This window comes from Mycobacterium sp. NTMscope_MAC_12, assembly GCF_976985675.1.
The window spans coordinates 1411075-1427209 of the sequence record NZ_CDRJYY010000001.1 but is presented as its reverse complement, the minus strand read 5'-3'; the positions used below and the strand labels follow the sequence as shown (position 1 = coordinate 1427209).

12 protein-coding genes are annotated in these 16135 nt (G+C 62.2%); 7 read left to right on the top strand and 5 right to left on the bottom strand.

Going from position 1 to position 16135, the window contains the following annotated elements:
- Positions 1–3: 3 nt before the first annotated feature.
- Positions 4–294, bottom strand: a complete 291-nt coding sequence (gene ricR, locus AC0KS4_RS06680) for a copper-sensing transcriptional repressor RicR (RefSeq protein ID WP_008257501.1) — start codon at positions 292–294, stop codon at positions 4–6.
- Positions 295–797: 503 nt separating this feature from the next.
- Between ricR and lpqS the strand changes: the two genes are divergently transcribed.
- The 6 genes from lpqS (at position 798) to AC0KS4_RS06650 (ending at position 7735) form a co-directional block, all read left to right on the top strand.
- On the top strand, positions 798–1229 hold the full coding sequence (gene lpqS / locus AC0KS4_RS06675) for a putative copper homeostasis (lipo)protein LpqS (protein WP_225330565.1): 432 nt from the start codon (positions 798–800) through the stop codon (positions 1227–1229).
- A 115-nt stretch (positions 1230–1344) separates the two neighbouring features.
- Positions 1345–2562: a PLP-dependent cysteine synthase family protein gene (locus AC0KS4_RS06670; protein ID WP_225330564.1), complete on the top strand. Its 1218-nt coding sequence runs from the start codon at positions 1345–1347 to the stop codon at positions 2560–2562.
- 81 nt (positions 2563–2643) lie between these two features.
- Positions 2644–3666 (top strand): ornithine cyclodeaminase, encoded by a 1023-nt coding sequence (locus tag AC0KS4_RS06665; RefSeq protein WP_225330563.1) that lies wholly within the window; start codon positions 2644–2646, stop codon positions 3664–3666.
- An 80-nt stretch (positions 3667–3746) separates the two neighbouring features.
- Entirely contained in the window at positions 3747–5030 is a 1284-nt protein-coding gene (locus AC0KS4_RS06660; protein ID WP_225330567.1) for an alanine racemase, read from the top strand.
- An 11-nt stretch (positions 5031–5041) separates the two neighbouring features.
- Positions 5042–6436 carry an MATE family efflux transporter gene (locus AC0KS4_RS06655; protein WP_225330562.1) on the top strand — a complete coding sequence of 465 codons (1395 nt, stop codon included), beginning with the start codon at positions 5042–5044 and terminating at the stop codon, positions 6434–6436.
- A gap of 48 nt (positions 6437–6484) precedes the next feature.
- Entirely contained in the window at positions 6485–7735 is a 1251-nt protein-coding gene (locus tag AC0KS4_RS06650; RefSeq protein WP_238957623.1) for an MFS transporter, read from the top strand.
- Between the two features lie 1857 nt (positions 7736–9592).
- Here AC0KS4_RS06650 and AC0KS4_RS06645 read toward each other — a convergent pair.
- The 4 genes from AC0KS4_RS06645 to AC0KS4_RS06630 form a co-directional block, all read right to left on the bottom strand.
- The gene (locus tag AC0KS4_RS06645; protein ID WP_080588006.1) at positions 9593–10306 is read right to left on the bottom strand and encodes a TetR/AcrR family transcriptional regulator; all 714 of its coding nucleotides are present in this window, start codon (positions 10304–10306) and stop codon (positions 9593–9595) included.
- 39 nt (positions 10307–10345) lie between these two features.
- Positions 10346–13210 (bottom strand): MMPL/RND family transporter, encoded by a 2865-nt coding sequence (locus AC0KS4_RS06640; RefSeq protein WP_080588005.1) that lies wholly within the window; start codon positions 13208–13210, stop codon positions 10346–10348.
- Positions 13207–13677, bottom strand: a complete 471-nt coding sequence (locus tag AC0KS4_RS06635; protein WP_472408502.1) for an MmpS family transport accessory protein — start codon at positions 13675–13677, stop codon at positions 13207–13209. The genes AC0KS4_RS06640 and AC0KS4_RS06635 overlap by 4 nt, the downstream gene beginning before the upstream one ends.
- A gap of 882 nt (positions 13678–14559) precedes the next feature.
- Positions 14560–15204 (bottom strand): TetR/AcrR family transcriptional regulator, encoded by a 645-nt coding sequence (locus tag AC0KS4_RS06630; protein ID WP_308193093.1) that lies wholly within the window; start codon positions 15202–15204, stop codon positions 14560–14562.
- A gap of 302 nt (positions 15205–15506) precedes the next feature.
- Here AC0KS4_RS06630 and AC0KS4_RS06625 point away from each other — a divergent pair, with 302 nt between their 5' ends.
- Positions 15507–15836, top strand: coding sequence for a DUF732 domain-containing protein (locus AC0KS4_RS06625; RefSeq protein ID WP_041784884.1), 330 nt, complete (start codon positions 15507–15509; stop codon positions 15834–15836).
- Positions 15837–16135: the final 299 nt, after the last annotated feature.

The window sequence follows — 16135 nt, the reverse complement described above, 5'->3', positions numbered from 1 at the left end:
CGATCAAGAGCGAACAAGTCGTGCGATTGCGGCGGACGCTTCGGCCAATTTCGCGTGGGCCTGGTCGCCGCCCTCCGCGGCGGCGCGGGTCAGGCAGTGGTCAAGGTGCTCGTCGAGCAGATTCAGCGCAACTGACCGTAAGGCGCTGCTGGCGGCGCTGATCTGGGTGAGAACGTCGATGCAATACTTGTCGTCCTCGATCATCTTCGCGATGCCGCGGACTTGGCCCTCGATGCGGCGCAGTCGCTTGGCGTAGTTGTCCTTCTGCGCCGAATATCCGAGTGGGGTTGTCATCTATCCTCCCAGCGTCGTGGTCATCGGGGACCCGCGCCTACTGCGTGGTGACGAGGGTCAGCCATCGCAATGGCGTCGGTGTCGTGGAAGCGGTGCCAGGATCGCGGAAATGCGAGTGCTGATGGGCCTCATTATGGCACGTAGCATGCCGTATCGCGCCCGACGGGCGTTCGCCCGTTAGAGGGCGCACCGGGACCGGTGCCCGATTCCGGCTCGTGTGGCCCCGCACGTCAGGGGCAACGTTCTGTCAGCCGCATGGCTATTACAGTGAGTGCGGGACCCTCTCGACACCGACACGCGAAGTTGGAGCCGCACTACCCTTTGCGGGTACGGGGTACAGACCGTATCGTCGTTGGTGTGGACTTTCCCCTGCCTTCGTTCGGGCCTTCGGCCGACCCCCACCGGCGGCTGAAGGGGTATCGATCACGGACAGGTCTCGGCCGGGCGTCGACTCGATTTGGAGCGGGAATGGCCGCGACCGGCGGTGCTACGGTCGGGGTGTTATGAGATTGGCCAGCGCTAGCGGAACGCCACGGCTGCGGTATGCGGTGGCGGTGGGGGCTGCGGCGTGGTTGGCGATGTGGGGGGTGCTGATCGGCGCCCACAGCATCATGGGGCATCCCCAGTCTTCGCTAGCCCATCCAGCGCACGCGTTGGTGGCTTCGCTGGGTGGCGAGTTCACCGTTAATGTCGATCATCCGCATGTGGGCAAGGGGTCCTCGGGCGGCCATCATGAGCAGTTCACCACAGCGGTGCTGCCCCGCTCGGGTGCCGCGCTGGTGACGCTGGCGGTGTTGGGTGCGGTGCTGGCCGTGGCCCTGACCGCTGGGCCGGCCCGGTTTGGGCTGCCCGCCGGGCGGGGCCCGCCCCGTACCCCGGCTTTTTCTGTTACCGGTCAAGACGTCTTGACCCGGTTCTGCCTGTCTCGTCGCTGACTGGTCAGCGCCAGGCCGTTTCTGCCCTTTGCGGCGGCGGCCGGCGATCGTTGACCCCTATCACCATGTGCCGCGCACCGATATTCGCGGCTTCCGCGTGAAAGCGACGAATCCCATGGCTGAAATTCTGCCTTTCGACAACACAGGCGTTCATCCCGTTGCGGCACTGAAGGTCATCAAGCCGCGGGACTGCGCACCCCCCGCCCCCGCCACCTCCCGGCGACCCGCCGCCCTGGTGGGCAACACGCCCCTGCTGCGGATCTCGGCCCCGCTGACCCCACCCGATCGCGGGTTTTGGGCCAAGTTGGAGGGGTTCAACCCCGGCGGCAGCATGAAAGACCGCCCCGCCCTGCACATGGTCGAAGCCGCCCGCGCCCGCGGCGAACTCACACCCGGAGCCCGCATCGTGGATTCCACCAGCGGCAGCCTGGGATTGGGCCTGGCGCTGGCCGGCCAGGCCTACGGGCATCCGGTCACCGTGGTCACCGACACCGGCATGGAACCCATCGTGCGCCACATGCTGGCCGCCTACGGCGCCCAGATCGACCTGGTCACCGAACCCCACCCGATCGGGGGCTGGCAACAAGCCCGCAAAGACCGCGTCGCCCAAGTCCTGGCCGCCGAGCCGGGGGCCTGGTGCCCCGACCAATACAGCAACCCCGACAACATCACCGGCTACCAGTCGCTGGGGTTGGAGCTCATGGACCAGCTCGGAAACGTCGATGTGCTGGTCTGCTCGGTGGGCACCGGCGGACACTCCGCCGGTGTGGCGCGGGTGCTGCGCCGATTCAACCCCGACATGAAACTGATCGGGGTCGACACCATCGGCTCGACGATTTTCGGCCAACCGGCCACCACCCGGCTCATGCGCGGGCTGGGCTCCAGCATCCACCCGGCCAACATCGACTACCCCGCCTTCAACGAAGTCCACTGGGTGGCCCCGGCCGAAGCCGTCTGGGCGGCTCGCACTTTGGCGGCCAGCCAGTTCGCCAGCGGCGGCTGGAGCGTGGGGGCCGTGGCGCTGGTCGCCGGTTGGGCCGCACGCACCTATCCCAAAGACACCCGGATTGCCGCGGTGTTTCCCGACGGACCGCAACGCTACTTCGACACCATCTACAACGACGATTACTGCCACCAACACCAACTCCTGGGCTGGCAACCCACTCCCCACCCCACCACCCTCATCGACCCCAACCAACACGTCATCACCTCCTGGACCCGCACCACCACCATCACCAACCCCACACTGCTGCGCGGGGCAGTACCGATCCGGAAGGCGGCTGCGGGGATACAGGGAGGAAATGGCTCAGTCGAGGTGAAGATTCCTGCATAGCCCCGCTGCACGAATTGCACGAGCAGGAACCCCATTGGGGCACTGCACTGGATGAAAAATACGAGAGGACGTAATACAGTAATGGTTTCTGCAGCAACAGGCAGCCAACCGGTACAGCAGATTCTGGACCGCGAGGACGTTGCACTGCGCGTGCTAACACGCAGCGATATCGCCGACATTGCGATCAGTCCCAGTGAGGTAATGGAGCTGGTCAGGGGCGCTTATCTGCGAGTGGCCGATGGTTCATCTCGGGCGCCGGCCAAAATCATGATGCGCTCGCCGTACCGGGATTCGGCTGCCTATGCGATGCCCGGCTATGACGGCGGTTCACAAATCACGGCGTTTAAAGATTATTATATGCAAAACGACGACGGGAAAAAAGAATACATCACCATTACGCTCTACGACGATAAGGCGGGTTTGCCGATAGCGTTTATGGACTGCTTCCGAGTGACCGCGCTACGAACGGCCGCCAACACCGCGCTGATCGCGGGCGCATGCGCACCGCCGGGGGCTCGCACCGCGCTGGTGACCGGTTCGGGCGCTCAAGGCCGATACACCTTTCCGTTCCTGTGGACTGCTCTGCCGGACTTGGATCGGCTGCTGTTGTTCGGCACCCATCCGGATGGCATCGCCGCCGTGCGCGCGTATGTCCGCGAGCAGCACCCCGACCGAGACATCGAAGTCGTCACCGACCCCGAGAAAGCCGCCAACGAAGCCGATGTTCTGGTCGCGACGTCGGCTGGCCCGGCCACTGAGGTCAAGTTCCGCACCAGCTGGCTCAAGCCAGGGGCGCTGTTCGTCTCGGTCAACGGGACCGGCGTGCACTCGTCCTCGCTGCGCGACGCCGACTACGCCGTCGCGACGAGCGCGGGCCAACTGGCGGTGACGGGCACCCGCTTCGCCGACGAGAACGGCTCGTTACGCTTGGACGCCGAGCTTCCCGACATCCTCGCCGGACAAGCACCGGGCAGGCGAGACAAGGATGACCGGGTCTTCGTTTTCAATAGCGGCATGGCCATCACCGACATCCCCGTGGCGCACGAACTGGCCGCCCAAGCGATCGCTCGTGGACGCGGACAGGAAATCAGGCTGTGGAGCTAGCACAGATGCCCTTGTCGCTGCCGGCGGTCGAGCCGGAATGGTTCCGCGAAGTCATATCTGATCGTTCGTTGGTAGCCGATATGGCTCATGCGGTCGGAGGCCCGTTTCACGTGCTGTTCGCGCCGCAGTTCGCCCGAAACCTGAAGGCGTTTACCGATGTGCTCGACTCGGCGGGCGTGGAAGGGCAAGTATTTTTCGCCAAGAAAGCCAACAAGGCGGGGTGCTGGTTGCGCGTCTGCGCGCAGGTCGGCGCAGGTGTCGATGCAGCCAGCGCCCCGGAATTGGTTCATGCGCTTAGTTGCGGTGTGCGCGGTTCAGACATCGTGGTCACCGGGCCCGCCAAAAGCGAACATCTGCTCTGGCTAGCTGCCCGCCACGGTTGCTTGATCGCAGTGGACGCCCTCGACGAGCTCGACAGGGTTATCGCGCTGGTCCATCGCGGCGAGAGCGTCCGGATCTTGTTGCGGGTGCTTCCGGAGGTGAACCCGCAGAGCAGATTTGGTCTGGACCCCACAGAATTGGATGCCGCGCTACAACAATGCGCCAGGCAGCGGTCGCGTGTGTCCATGGAAGGATTCTCGTTTCACCTCAACGGATACGAGGTCGCGCCACGGGCGCAGCTGGCGGCCCAGCTGGTTGACCGTGTCGTTGAGGCACGTGCGCAAGGGCTGGCGGCAACGTCCATTTCTATCGGCGGCGGATTCGCAGTGAGCTATCTCGACGGCGAGACGTGGGACCGGTTCTTGCGCGACAGCACCGAAAGCGACTTTCACGCCGGCAAGACGTTCACCCACTTCTACCCCTATCATCAGGAGCCGACCGGGGCCGACATGTTGGCCGCAATCCTCGCCAGCGAGGACACCCGCGGCCAAGGCACCGTCGGCGACCGGTTCGCCACAACGGGAACCAAGCTCCTGCTCGAGCCCGGCCGCGCGTTGCTCAACGGGACAGGGTTCACCGTTTTTCCCGTGCAGGGATTCAAGCGGCGCGGCGACTACGGGATCATCACCGTTCTCGGGCTGAGCATGAGCTTGTCGGAGCAGTGGAAATCCAGCGAGTTCCTCCCAGATCCGACGCTGTGGCCGCAAGAAAGCTCGGACGAGCTGCAGTCGACGGGCCCGGTCCGATGCTGCGTCGGCGGGGCTAGCTGCCTGGACTATGACATGCTGACCTGGCGAAAAGTGGAGCTACCGCGGCAGCCGCGTTATGGTGACCTGCTGATCTACCCCAACACCGCTGGCTACCAGATGGACAAGAACGAATCCGAGTTCCATGGACTCCCCTTGCCGCCGAAACTCGAGGTGACTTGTGACGACGAGGGCCGGTTTCGCTGGCGCCCCGACCAGAACGGTGATCGCTTGTGAGCCAGGCGCCCGTGGGTGAAAACCGCCGGGTGCGGCTTGCTCCGCTGATGCGCACCGGCCGGCAGCTCACCGCTTTGGCGGCACCCATCGCGGGTGTGCAATTCGCCCAAGTTGCTTTGACCACCACCGATTTGGCCATGATGGGACTGATCGGGGTGCAAGCCATCGCCGCCGGTGGGCTAGCCGCGATCCTATACAACCTGATGCGCACCATGTGCGTCGGTGTAGTCACCGCGGTGGGAAACCTGGTCGCCACTGCAGCCGCTCAAGGGGAGGCACGTTCCGGAAGCGACCGCCCAGACACCAAGGCGCACACGGAGATCCGCCAGATCAACCGATCTGCCTTCTTGGTGGCCACCGTGACGGCTGTCCTTCTCGGCGGCGCGCTGATCGCCTTAGGCTATGTATTGCCCGTTTTCGGGGTGGACAAAGACGTGCTGGCCCTCGCGCGCCCCATGATGATTGCCTTAGCTCCAGGGCTGCTTCCGATGGTGTGGCTGAATGTGTTGCGGCAGTTCTCCGTTGGTATGCGCCGCCCCGGTCCTCTGTTGGCGGTCAGCATCGCCTCCATCGCACTGAACGCGGCGCTGGATTTGGTGTTCATCTACGGGCTGCTGGGCCTCCCCCGGCTGGGCTTGGCGGGCATCGGACTGGCAACGACGCTGGTGCAGGTACTCACCGTTGCGGCGTTCTATTTCATCCTGCGCCGCGACAATCACCTCGCCCCGCTGCTGTCGGTCGACGGCTGGAATGCCGACGCTGGAATGGCCCGCCACATTCTGCGGTTGGGAGTGCCTATTTCTTTGACGTACGGCTCGGAAGCCGGGATCACGTCGCTCGCCGCCGTGGTGATGGGAACCTTCGGCCCGATCGTGCTGGCCGCGCACAATGTGGTGACTCAGCTGACCCGCATCGCCTTCCAAATCAGCATCGGCTTATCCCATGGATCATCCATCCTCATCAGCCGTGCGACCGGCAAAGGTGATAAAGGGCAGGCCGAGCAGATAGCGGTCGTCGCGCTTCTTCTTGGGGTAACTAGCACAGTGGCGCTCGGACTGCTCTACGTGGTAGCACCCTACTGGGTTTTACGGCCATTTTTAGACCCCGCCGATTCGGCCACTATGGTGATCGCCAAATTCTTCCTCTTCTTCGCGATAATCCAGCAAATCGTGGACTTCACCCAAAACATCGCCGTGGGACTGCTGCGGGGCATCGGCAACACCAAAGCCGGATTGCGAGCAACCACGATCGGGTATTGGTTGGTTGGCCTGCCCGCCATGTTGCTCCTGGCGTTCCCGGCGCAATTGCATGGGGCCGGAGTGTGGATCGGGCTCAGCACCGGCTTCGCCGCGACGGCGGCGCTGCTGCTGCGACGGTTCCGTAAGGATCTGCCGCAAGCAGTCTGACCGGCGTCTGCGTTTTGATAGCGGGGGTTGACGTATAGGGTGCGGTCAGTGGGTTTTGTGGCGCGGTTCCGCGGGTTCGACAAGCCCAGCCGGATTCTGCTGATCAATCAGTTCGGCATCAACGTCGGTTTCTACATGCTGATGCCCTATCTGGCCGGCTACCTGGCCGGCCCGCTCGCGCTGGCGGCGTGGGCTGTCGGGCTGGTCCTGGGTACCAGGGATTTCTCTGAGCTGGGCATGTTCATCGTGGGGGGCACGTTGGCCGATCGGCTGGGCTACAAGTGGCTGATCGTGGCCGGATGTCTACTGCGCACCGGCGGGTTCGCGTTACTGGTGGCGGGCCAGTCCTTGCCCGCCGTGTTGATCGCCGCCGCGGCTACCGGTTTCGCCGGTGCATTGTTCAACCCAGCGATTCGCGCGTATCTGGCCGCCGACGTCGGCGTCCGCCGTGTCGAGGCGTTCGCGATGTTCAATATTTTCAATCACGCCGGCATCTTGCTCGGCCCAATTGTTGGACTTGTCCTGATGGCCATGGACTTTCGGGTCGCGGCGGCCGGCGCGGCGGTCGTCTTCGCCGTGCTCACAGTCGTGCAACTACTGGCGTTGCCTCGCCGCCGCGCCGACCCAGTGCCGGAGAAGACCTCGATATTGCAAGATTGGCGGGTCGTCGTCGCTAATCGCTCTTTCCTGTTGTTCGCCGCGGCGATGACCGGTTCCTACGTGCTGTCGTTTCAGATCAATCTCGCACTGCCGTTGCAGGCGTCGATGCTGGCGCCAGGATCTCATTCATTACTAGTCGCAGCGCTTTTCGCCGTTTCAGGGCTCACCGCGGTCGGTGGACAACTGCGCATCACCCGCTGGTTCGCCAAGAGGTGGGGAACCAGACGCAGTTTGGCTGTTGGCCTGACCATAATGGCAGCGTCGTTCCTGCCGTTGATGGTCGTCCCAGACCGCGAACGCTTTGGCGTTCTTCCGGCGATCGCGGCGCTTCTGATGTCTGCGGGCCTGCTGGCCATCGGCTCGGCCGCAGTCTTCCCGTTCGAGATGGACATTGTGGTCTCGCTGGGCGGCCGACTGGTCGCCACCCATTACGGCTTGTACAACACCATCATCGGGGCCGGAATCCTCGTCGGTAATTTGGCCACGGGCGCGGTCATGGGATCCGCACGACAAATGGGCCTGGGCGAACTGGCATGGGCAGGACTGATTCTCGTCGGAATCGTCGCCGCTGTGGCCTTACACCGCCTGGACCGGACCCACCGCCTGCAGCCCGCCCACTCTGAAGTCTTCTTAACCTGAGCGGCCGGCTGTTGGTGGGCCGCAGCACCGTTCGCCGCCTACACACAGTCAGGGCGATGCGTAGGCGATCACGTCCTCCACGCGATCTTTATCTCCAGTGAGGCCAACTGCACGCAGCTGCCGGGTGTGTCCATAAGGGGCGTCAGCGGTCATAAACCATCAACCCGCCGGTAGCAATCAGTGCCGTCGCGGCTACCTGAGCCCGGGCGCCCAGAGGCTTTCCCGCTGCGTGGATGTGCATTGGTCGGCGAAGGCAAACCGGACGGGCGCTGGTCGGGCCCCACCACCTTGCAGTACCCGTCGGCACGAGATTGGAACGGGGGCCGTTGGGAGCCAACAAGGTTGGCCGTGGCCGGTTTTGTGGCGCTTCCGCGCTTTCGACGAGGCCGCCAGCCGAGAGTGGATTAGCCGTCCACCGCCCCGGCACGGCCCTGAGTTCGGCACGACGGTCTAAGTGGCGCGCGGCCGGAAGTATTGACCACGATACCCTACGGGGGTAGTGTCGACTACATCGAAAGATGTTGGTCTGACGCCACTGTATCCGTCGGCTACACGTGTGGTGCTTCTGCTCAACTCGACGGCCTTGAGGCACACCGAGTTGAGCATGCGGCGACAAATCACCGGTCGGCCAGGTTGACTCAAGTGATTATCCAGGTGCTGGTTTGCGCTGCTATCGCTATCGGCTCCGTCGGGGAAGCCGCACTGGCCAGTGCCGACCCGAGTCCGTTCGGCACCCTCAGCTGTAGCTGCCAAGACATAGCTCCAGCGGGCAGCCCAGCCCTAGGGGAAGAGACAGATCGGGGGATCCGGGAAGGTTTGTCTGCCTGGCTGCCAGGACATCGCGTCGAGCCAATGGAATAAGCGCCGCCTACGGACGGCTTTCATGCTGCATTCTTTTCGTTGGTAACTGCTGTGATCCTCGATCAATCTCCTTGTCAACGAGCGGAGCTGTAGGTCAATACCCCTGATGCAGACCGCATCTCGCACGTGTAGCAGCGCAAAACGACGCGCGGTCGTATCAACCACGCTTTGCGCGCGGCCGCCAGGCGCCGATAAGACCAACTCCGTCAGCCACTAGTGACGGTGCTCCCGCCGTGATCAGAGGCGATGGCCCACCGACTTTTGTCGCGAAAGCCAATTGCACAGCGTCGTCATCAGCTACTAATGCCGGCAGCGCCAAAGAGTTAGTAGTCGAATAATGCTCTCGTGCAGGCGCTTTCGCTTAGTCGCCGAACCATCGGACGACTCGTCGGGCCGAGCGCCAGCTACACGGGTCTTCGTCTCAGGTTCGTGTCATATATGACATCCATATGACATCTCAACTGAGAATGTGACACCGAAGCTGAGAACCTACACGGGCGTGTAGGTTCTCATGTCAGATGTCATATCGTGCTCCTCCGACCTGCGGTGATGCCAGTTGTCTCACATCGTGTCATCTGCGTTTTGTCTCATATTCGTGTCATTTTTTCAGGGGACTGCATTTGGGTCGCTTCGGCAAGCCCTGGTCATCAATCGGCGCGGCCGTCAGCATGAACACCATTGCGTCACGTGACAGCGGCTAGAGGGTGGACACTTCAGCGCAGAAGTTGGTGAACGTCGCACTACATTATGGTAGCTGAAACACGTTGTCCGAGAACGGTTCAGCGCCATGATTCAGGGCCATAGATATCTACATTATCCATGGCAACCCACCGCCTTTTGCATCAGATGAATCACTTGTCGTGTGCCAGGAACTGCGGTTAGGGCCCTCAACCACCACCGAGTTGGCCGCCACCGTGGTCGATGCCATCGACAACTTTTGTGACGCCGAACGCCGCCACAGCTAACTCGGTAACGTCCGCCTACTCGATCCCTCAACTACTCGCATAACCATGGCTCGAGACAGCGGGGGCAAATCAAATGAAACTCATTCAGTGGGAACAGGCCAGGTTGCCCAGCTAGTGGGTTATTGACCGCGGGCAAGATGAGCGTATCGATGGCCTGGCGCACAAATTCGGCACCGACGGTCTGTCCGCTGACGACGCGTAGCAGCCCCATCGCGGTTAGGACGTCGGTCACTAGAGACCAGTCGCGTGCAGAGGATATTTCGCCTCGGGCCGCGGCCTGGGCCAGAACGGCCGAAAGGACGCGTCTGCCTTTGAACAGAATCAGGTCATCGAGCGCAGATGCGAGGTCGGGGTCGTGGGAGGCCTCCAGCGCGACTCGCAAGACGAGGTCGTTGCTGACCAAAGTGTTGTCGTTACGCTCGGCTCGTTCGACGATGGCATCGAGGTCGCCTGCCAGGCTGCCGGTGTCAGGTGCGTCGGTACTGAGCAAATCGGGTCGCCAATACACGAGAGCGTCTGTGATCAAGGCGGCTTTCGAGCACCATCGCCGGTAGATTGCAGCCTTTCCCACACCGGCACGCGCGGCGATGTCGTTCATGTTCGTGGCGTCATATCCGTGCTCTGCCAGAGCAGCCAGCGCGGCGTCAAGAATTGCTGGGTCGCGTGAGCGGTCCAGTCGCCCGACAGTGCGTTGGCGCAGCTTGAATTCCGGTTGCGCCAGAGGTTCGGACCTGTCAGCTGGCAACGTCGTTCTCGTCAGCAGAGCAGAGCGGCGTAGCGGGTTTCACCTTGAACTTAATTGTGGAATGGGGGCGGTGCGCGCGTCCTCCTCGGGTCCGTCAATCTTCTTGGTGCGGAAGGTGTTGAGCGGCCACCAGAACCAGTGGCCTAGCACCGCGGCGATCGCCGGTGTCATGAAGGCCCGCACGATGAACGTGTCGACGAGTAGGCCCATCCCGATCGCGGTGCCGAACTGCCCGATCACGCGCAGGTCGCTGACGATCATCGATGCCATGGTCGCTGCGAAGATCAGGCCGGCCGCGGTGACCACCCGGCCCGAGGCGCCCATACCCCGGATGATGCCGGTCTTGAGGCCGGCCGGGATTTCTTCCTTCAGCCGGGAGACTAGCAGCAGGTTGTAGTCGGACCCCACGGCCAGCAGGATGATGACCGTCAGCGGCAGCACGATCCATTGCAGTCCGAGCCCAAGGATGTCCTGCCAGAGCAGCACGGACAGACCGCAGGCGGTGCCCAGCGATGCCAGCACCGTACCGACGATCACCAGGGCGGCCACCAAGCTGCGGGTGATCAGCAGCATGATCGAAAAGATCAAGATCAGGGTGGCGATGCCGGCGATCGTCAGGTCGATGATGACGCCGTCCTGCATATCGCTGTACATCGATGCGGTGCCCGCCAGATACACCTTCGCGGACTCCATCGGAGTGCCCTTGATGGCGTCGGCAACCGCCTGCTTGATTCCCTGGACGTGCCGGATGCCTTCAACCGAAGCGGGGTCGCCCTGGTGGGTGATGATGAACCGCACGGCCGTGCCGTCTGGCGAGACGAACATCTTCAAGCCGCGTTTGAAATCGGGGTTTTTGAAGACTTCTGGTGGCAGATAGAACGAGTCGTCATTCTTGGCTTCGTCGAAGTACTGCCCCATCAGGGTGGAGCCCTCGGCTCCCTCCTGCATGTGTGCCTGGATGCCGGCCATCGTGCTGTGGGTGGACACCAGGAAATCGCGCATCGTTTTCATCGAGTCGATGGTCGCCGGGAAATCGGCCAGTAGTTTGGGCATCAGCTGGTCGATGCGGTCGAGATCGCCGGTAAGACCTGATATTTGGTCGGCAAGCTCGTCGATGCCGTCCAGCGTGTCGAAGAGGGAACGCAGAGACCAGCAGACGGGAATGTCGAAACAGTGCTTTTCCCAATAGAAGTAACTGCGAATCGGTCTGAAGAAGTCGTCGAAATCGGAGATGTGGTCGCGCAGCTCGTTGGTGGTGTCGACCATCTCGTGCGTTTTGCCGACCATGCTGTGTGTCGTGGCGGTCAAGTCTTTCATGACCCCGTACATGTGCTCCATGATTGCGATGGTGTGGCTCAGTTCGTCGGCCTGTTGCAACATCTGCGCCGTGTTGTCGTTGTTGAACTTGGCGGTTTGTAGTGTGGCCGAATTTTGCATCGCGATCTGAAACGGGATCGAACTGTGCTCGATCGGCGCACCCAACGGTCGGGTAATCGTTTGCACCCGCCCGATTCCGCGTTCATGGAAGACGGCCTTGGCGATCCTGTCGATGACCAGCATGTCCGATGGATTGCGCACGTCGTGGCCGGCATCGACCATCAGCAATTCCGGATTCATCCGGGCAGGGCTGAAGTGCCGCTCGGCCGCCGCCTGGGCGACGTTCGCCGCGATGGTCGGCGGGGTGTATTTCCTGTCGTTGTAACTCGGGATGTAGGTCGTCAGGCTCACGAAACCGATTACTGCGATAAAAAAGGTCACGACGATGATTGGTTTCGGCCACCGGGTCACGAAAGTGCCGACTCTGCGCCAACCGCGTTCGGAGACCTCACGTTTCGGATCGAAGAACCCGAACCGGGACGCGACCGCGAGTAGCGCGGGCGCAAGTGTCAGGCCCGCCAGCATCGTGACCACCAAGGCGATCGCGCACGGGACTCCCATGGTCTGGAAATACGGGAGCCGGGTCGCGGTCAGGCACAAGCAGGCGCCCACGATCGTCAGACCCGAGCCCAGGATGACGTGCAACACGCCGTGGTAGGCGGTGTAGTACGCCTGTTCTCGATCTTCGCCACGAGACCGTGCCTCGTGGTAGCGGCCCAACAGGAAGATGAAATAGTCGGTCCCCGTGGCGATGGTCAACATGGTGACCATGCTGACGGCGTACGGGGTAAGGCCGATGATGTCCAGATTGCCGGCGGTGGCCACTACCCCTTCGGCGGCGTAGAGCTCGAAGCGGACCAGTACCAACGCGAGCAACGCGTTCTTCAGCGAGCGGTAGATGAAGAGCAGCATCACGAAAATGACAGCGATCGTAACGGTCGTCATCAGGTCCATGCTGTTGTGCGCGGCGATGAGTGTGTCGGTATTGAGCACGGTGTTGCCGGCCACATAGGCCTTGACGCCCGGCGGTGGCGGCACGCTCTTGACGATCTTTCGCACCGCAGCCACCGAGTTGTGGCTGGGCGTGGTGCCCTGAGCGCCGTCGAGGAAGACCTGCACATAGGCGGCCTTGCCGTCCGGGCTTTGGGAGCCGGCAGCGGTCAGCGGATCACTCCAGAAATCCTGGACGTTCTGCACATGCTTGTCGGCCTTGAGCTTCGCGACGATCTTGTTGTAGAACACGTGCGCGCTGTCGGCGAGCTTGTCGTCGCCTTCCAACACGACCATCGCCGTGGAATCCGTATCGAACTCTTTGAACTTGTGGCCGATGGTCATCATGTCTTTAAAGGCGGGCGCCTGCACCGGAGTCATGGGCACCGAGTGCTTGCCCGCCACCTCGCCAAGCGACGGCGTGAACAGCGTGGTGCCCAGCGCGACGAGGAGCCAAAACAAGATGATCGGCACCGCCAGCACGCGGATCAGACGGGCAATGCGGGAGCGAGAAGGTTGCGCTGTTTCGTTGCTCATACCGATTTCACCAAGCAGTAAACGAAGGGAAGGAATTCATCGGAGCTGCGGTCGTCGCGGACCTGGTCGTCGACGATGACCCGGCATCGAAGGTGACGCATGCCCGTGCCCTGGGCAACGATGTTGGCCGACATCGACGGCAGAGTCGTCACGATCGTGTACGACCACGGCAGTGCGGCGTTCTCGACGAGATGGGGTTGTCCGTTTTCATCAAGATAATTCGCATTGACAGTCCCCCCCCCCCCCCCCCCCCCCCCCCCCCCCCCCCCCCCCCCCCCCCCTGGTGCCGTGATCTCGTAGGTGATGTGCTTGGGATTGAAAGGCTTCGTATCGGCATAAACGTCGCCTCCCCCGACAGCGGTATTGGCACCGAAACTGGCACGGACGCGCAGGACCACATAGGAGCCGAGCGCGACCACGACGACAAGAAGCAGCGGTATCCACGCCTTCTTGAGCAGTCGAAACACCCACCATCTCCTCACTAACGGCTACCGAAAAAACCCACAAGTCATCGGCGCGTGGTTCGAACAGGCTCGACGTACCCGACCGCACCGATAACGGAACCTGAGTTCCATCAGCGGTTGCGCCAAGGACTTTACCGCATCACCGAGCGCTCCGCCGACGAAGGCCCGTTCGGCCGTCCTCCGCTGACTGTTCAATGTCGTTCGGGCAGTAGCGATTCGCTGTTACAGGCACCTGTTGTGCATTAGGCGGCTCAGCGCCGGTCTTGCATTTTCGAACGTCACCGCCCCGCAGTTCTACCCGCGAATGGTTCAGCTACTGCGACTGCCTCACCGTGTTCGACGTACGTCCGCCAACACTCAGGGCATTGTCAAATCTATTGCGCGCTAGCACAACTGATGGTCTGCACACAGCACGTCATCAGAGATGAGGCGCTCATCTACTGGAGGCGCTTGACCCATCATTGACACACTTCATCGAAGAAGCATCCGTGAAGCGAAAACCACAACGACGAGCAGACTAACATATTTTCTAGTTTTTGTTAAATACTCACGGGCTGCCGAAGTGGCGTGGACACCTACGTCGTCGTCGTGGGCTTCTCTGCCGAACGGCGCGAAGGTACGCGACGGACAACCTGATCCGAAACAAAATCTACGACTGGGAAGCCACCGCGCGCTCTTCGCATAATCCATCGACCATCCCACGCTGCCGACAATACCGAACATCGATTAAAAAATTGGGGCGACGAACGTCGGATGTTTCCGACCGTGATCGCCTGCGACTCGCACTCATCGGCGCAGCAGCCGCACGCAGCATCGCCGGCACATGATGTGGCGACCGCTCGTCAGGCATCGTTGCATGGCGATGCGCCATCAGCCGTGCGTTGGTCAATTTCCGGGTGTGGCCCCCCAGAGTCCACCTTCTAAAAGAACCGGACGTACCCGGTCGATAACGGCGAGCATCCCCTGATAGTCCTCAACGTAACCCGCGTAAAGACCCAACCCGCAAAGCATCACCAACAGCGCTTCGGCCAACGCCGACGCGTCGATATCCGTGGCGATGTCGCCGCGGTCCACTGCGTCGGTGACAACGTAGTTAAGAAATTCTCGGCAGATCCGCACAGTATCGTTCTGGGTGCTGGTCCACTGCGGATGGCGCTGCGATTCGAGTATGCCGTTGACTAACAGCGCCGATCCGGCAGGACAAGCCAAGTTCGCGCTCACCGCCGCGGAGATGAACGCATTCAGCCGGGCCGCAAGCGTGGTCTCGCGTTGCGCGTGGTTGATACCGGCCCCAAGGACAGATTCGTTCGTGGCGTTAAGCACCACGCGGTACAGCGCTTGCTTGCTCGGAAAGTAGTGGTTGATCGCCGGTCTGGTCAGTCCGGCGCGTGCCGCGATGGCTTGAATCGTTGCACCCTCGTAGCCCCGCTCGCTGAAAACTGAGCGCGCGGCTTGCATGATCCGCGAGCGCGTATCGTCAACCCTCGCGGCTGGCGGACGCCCTGGCCCTCGTTTCCCCGATCCCGGCATCGGTTGAGTTTGCCACCTGCGCGGTGTGGCGTTAACGCATTGGGCGCAATCCCTTTTAACGGTTCGTCCTGGCATTCAGCGGCCACCAGAACCAGCGGCCCATGACGGCCTCGACGCATCATGAATGACCGCACGATGAGCGTGCGCCATCTGACAGATTCGAAAACGCATTCGAATTTTGCAGATGGCGCACCCTCGGACCTCGTACGCGGCGCCGACTGCGCACTGACGAGTCGATCTGCGGACACGTACTGCACCGAATTCGCGCCAATCTGGGGGCGGATGGTCGTAGGATCAGTTGCATGCGAAGGAAGCTCGCGGCGATCGCCGTTCTACCCTTGATGATCACGCTTGCGGTGCCAGTACAGGCGGAACCCGATGACACTGGAAACGTCGCCAACTACCGCGTCTTCCTTCAGGCGATCGCTCAAGACGGCATAGTGATCGACGCCCATCAAGCGATCCGTGAAGGCCAGGCCGTGTGCAAGGCCATGGCACCGCCCGACGGTGCTTCGTTGTGGGATGCCGGGCAACAGGTGAAGTCGATGCATTCGGACTGGAACATGGACACGGCCTTGCACTTCGCCGACCGGTCCGTTCAGAACATCTGCCCGAATAGGGGTACGTTCTAGCAACGGATCTGGGCGCGCCTCCGGCGAAGCCTAATCGGATCGGTCCGGCGCCGTCGATCACCTTGGGCACGAGACGGAGTCGACGATCATGCGGCTGATCGTCTCCGGTTGATCGATCATCGGTCGTGGCCGACGTGGTGAATCCGGATCAACTCAGCGCCGGGCACTGGCGCGATGATCGGCCTGTCGCCACCGCGTTGGAAAGGTCGCTCCGATGACGGTGCCCGGCCCGAAGAAGCGTCGAACAGCGCCGAACTGCGGCACCGAATTACGGTCGACCAATCCTCGCCGAGGCCTGT

Excerpts from the sequence above, each read along its gene's own strand:
- AC0KS4_RS06665 (WP_225330563.1), top strand. The coding sequence starts at position 2,644 with ATGGTTTCTGCAGCAACAGGCAGCCAACCGGTACAGCAGATTCTGGAC.
- AC0KS4_RS06640 (WP_080588005.1), bottom strand. The coding sequence starts at position 13,210 with ATGAGCAACGAAACAGCGCAACCTTCTCGCTCCCGCATTGCCCGTCTG.
- AC0KS4_RS06670 (WP_225330564.1), top strand. The coding sequence starts at position 1,345 with ATGGCTGAAATTCTGCCTTTCGACAACACAGGCGTTCATCCCGTTGCG.
- ricR (WP_008257501.1), bottom strand. The coding sequence starts at position 294 with ATGACAACCCCACTCGGATATTCGGCGCAGAAGGACAACTACGCCAAG.
- AC0KS4_RS06625 (WP_041784884.1), top strand. The coding sequence starts at position 15,507 with ATGCGAAGGAAGCTCGCGGCGATCGCCGTTCTACCCTTGATGATCACG.
- lpqS (WP_225330565.1), top strand. The coding sequence starts at position 798 with ATGAGATTGGCCAGCGCTAGCGGAACGCCACGGCTGCGGTATGCGGTG.
- AC0KS4_RS06630 (WP_308193093.1), bottom strand. The coding sequence starts at position 15,204 with ATGCCGGGATCGGGGAAACGAGGGCCAGGGCGTCCGCCAGCCGCGAGG.
- AC0KS4_RS06660 (WP_225330567.1), top strand. The coding sequence starts at position 3,747 with ATGGCTCATGCGGTCGGAGGCCCGTTTCACGTGCTGTTCGCGCCGCAG.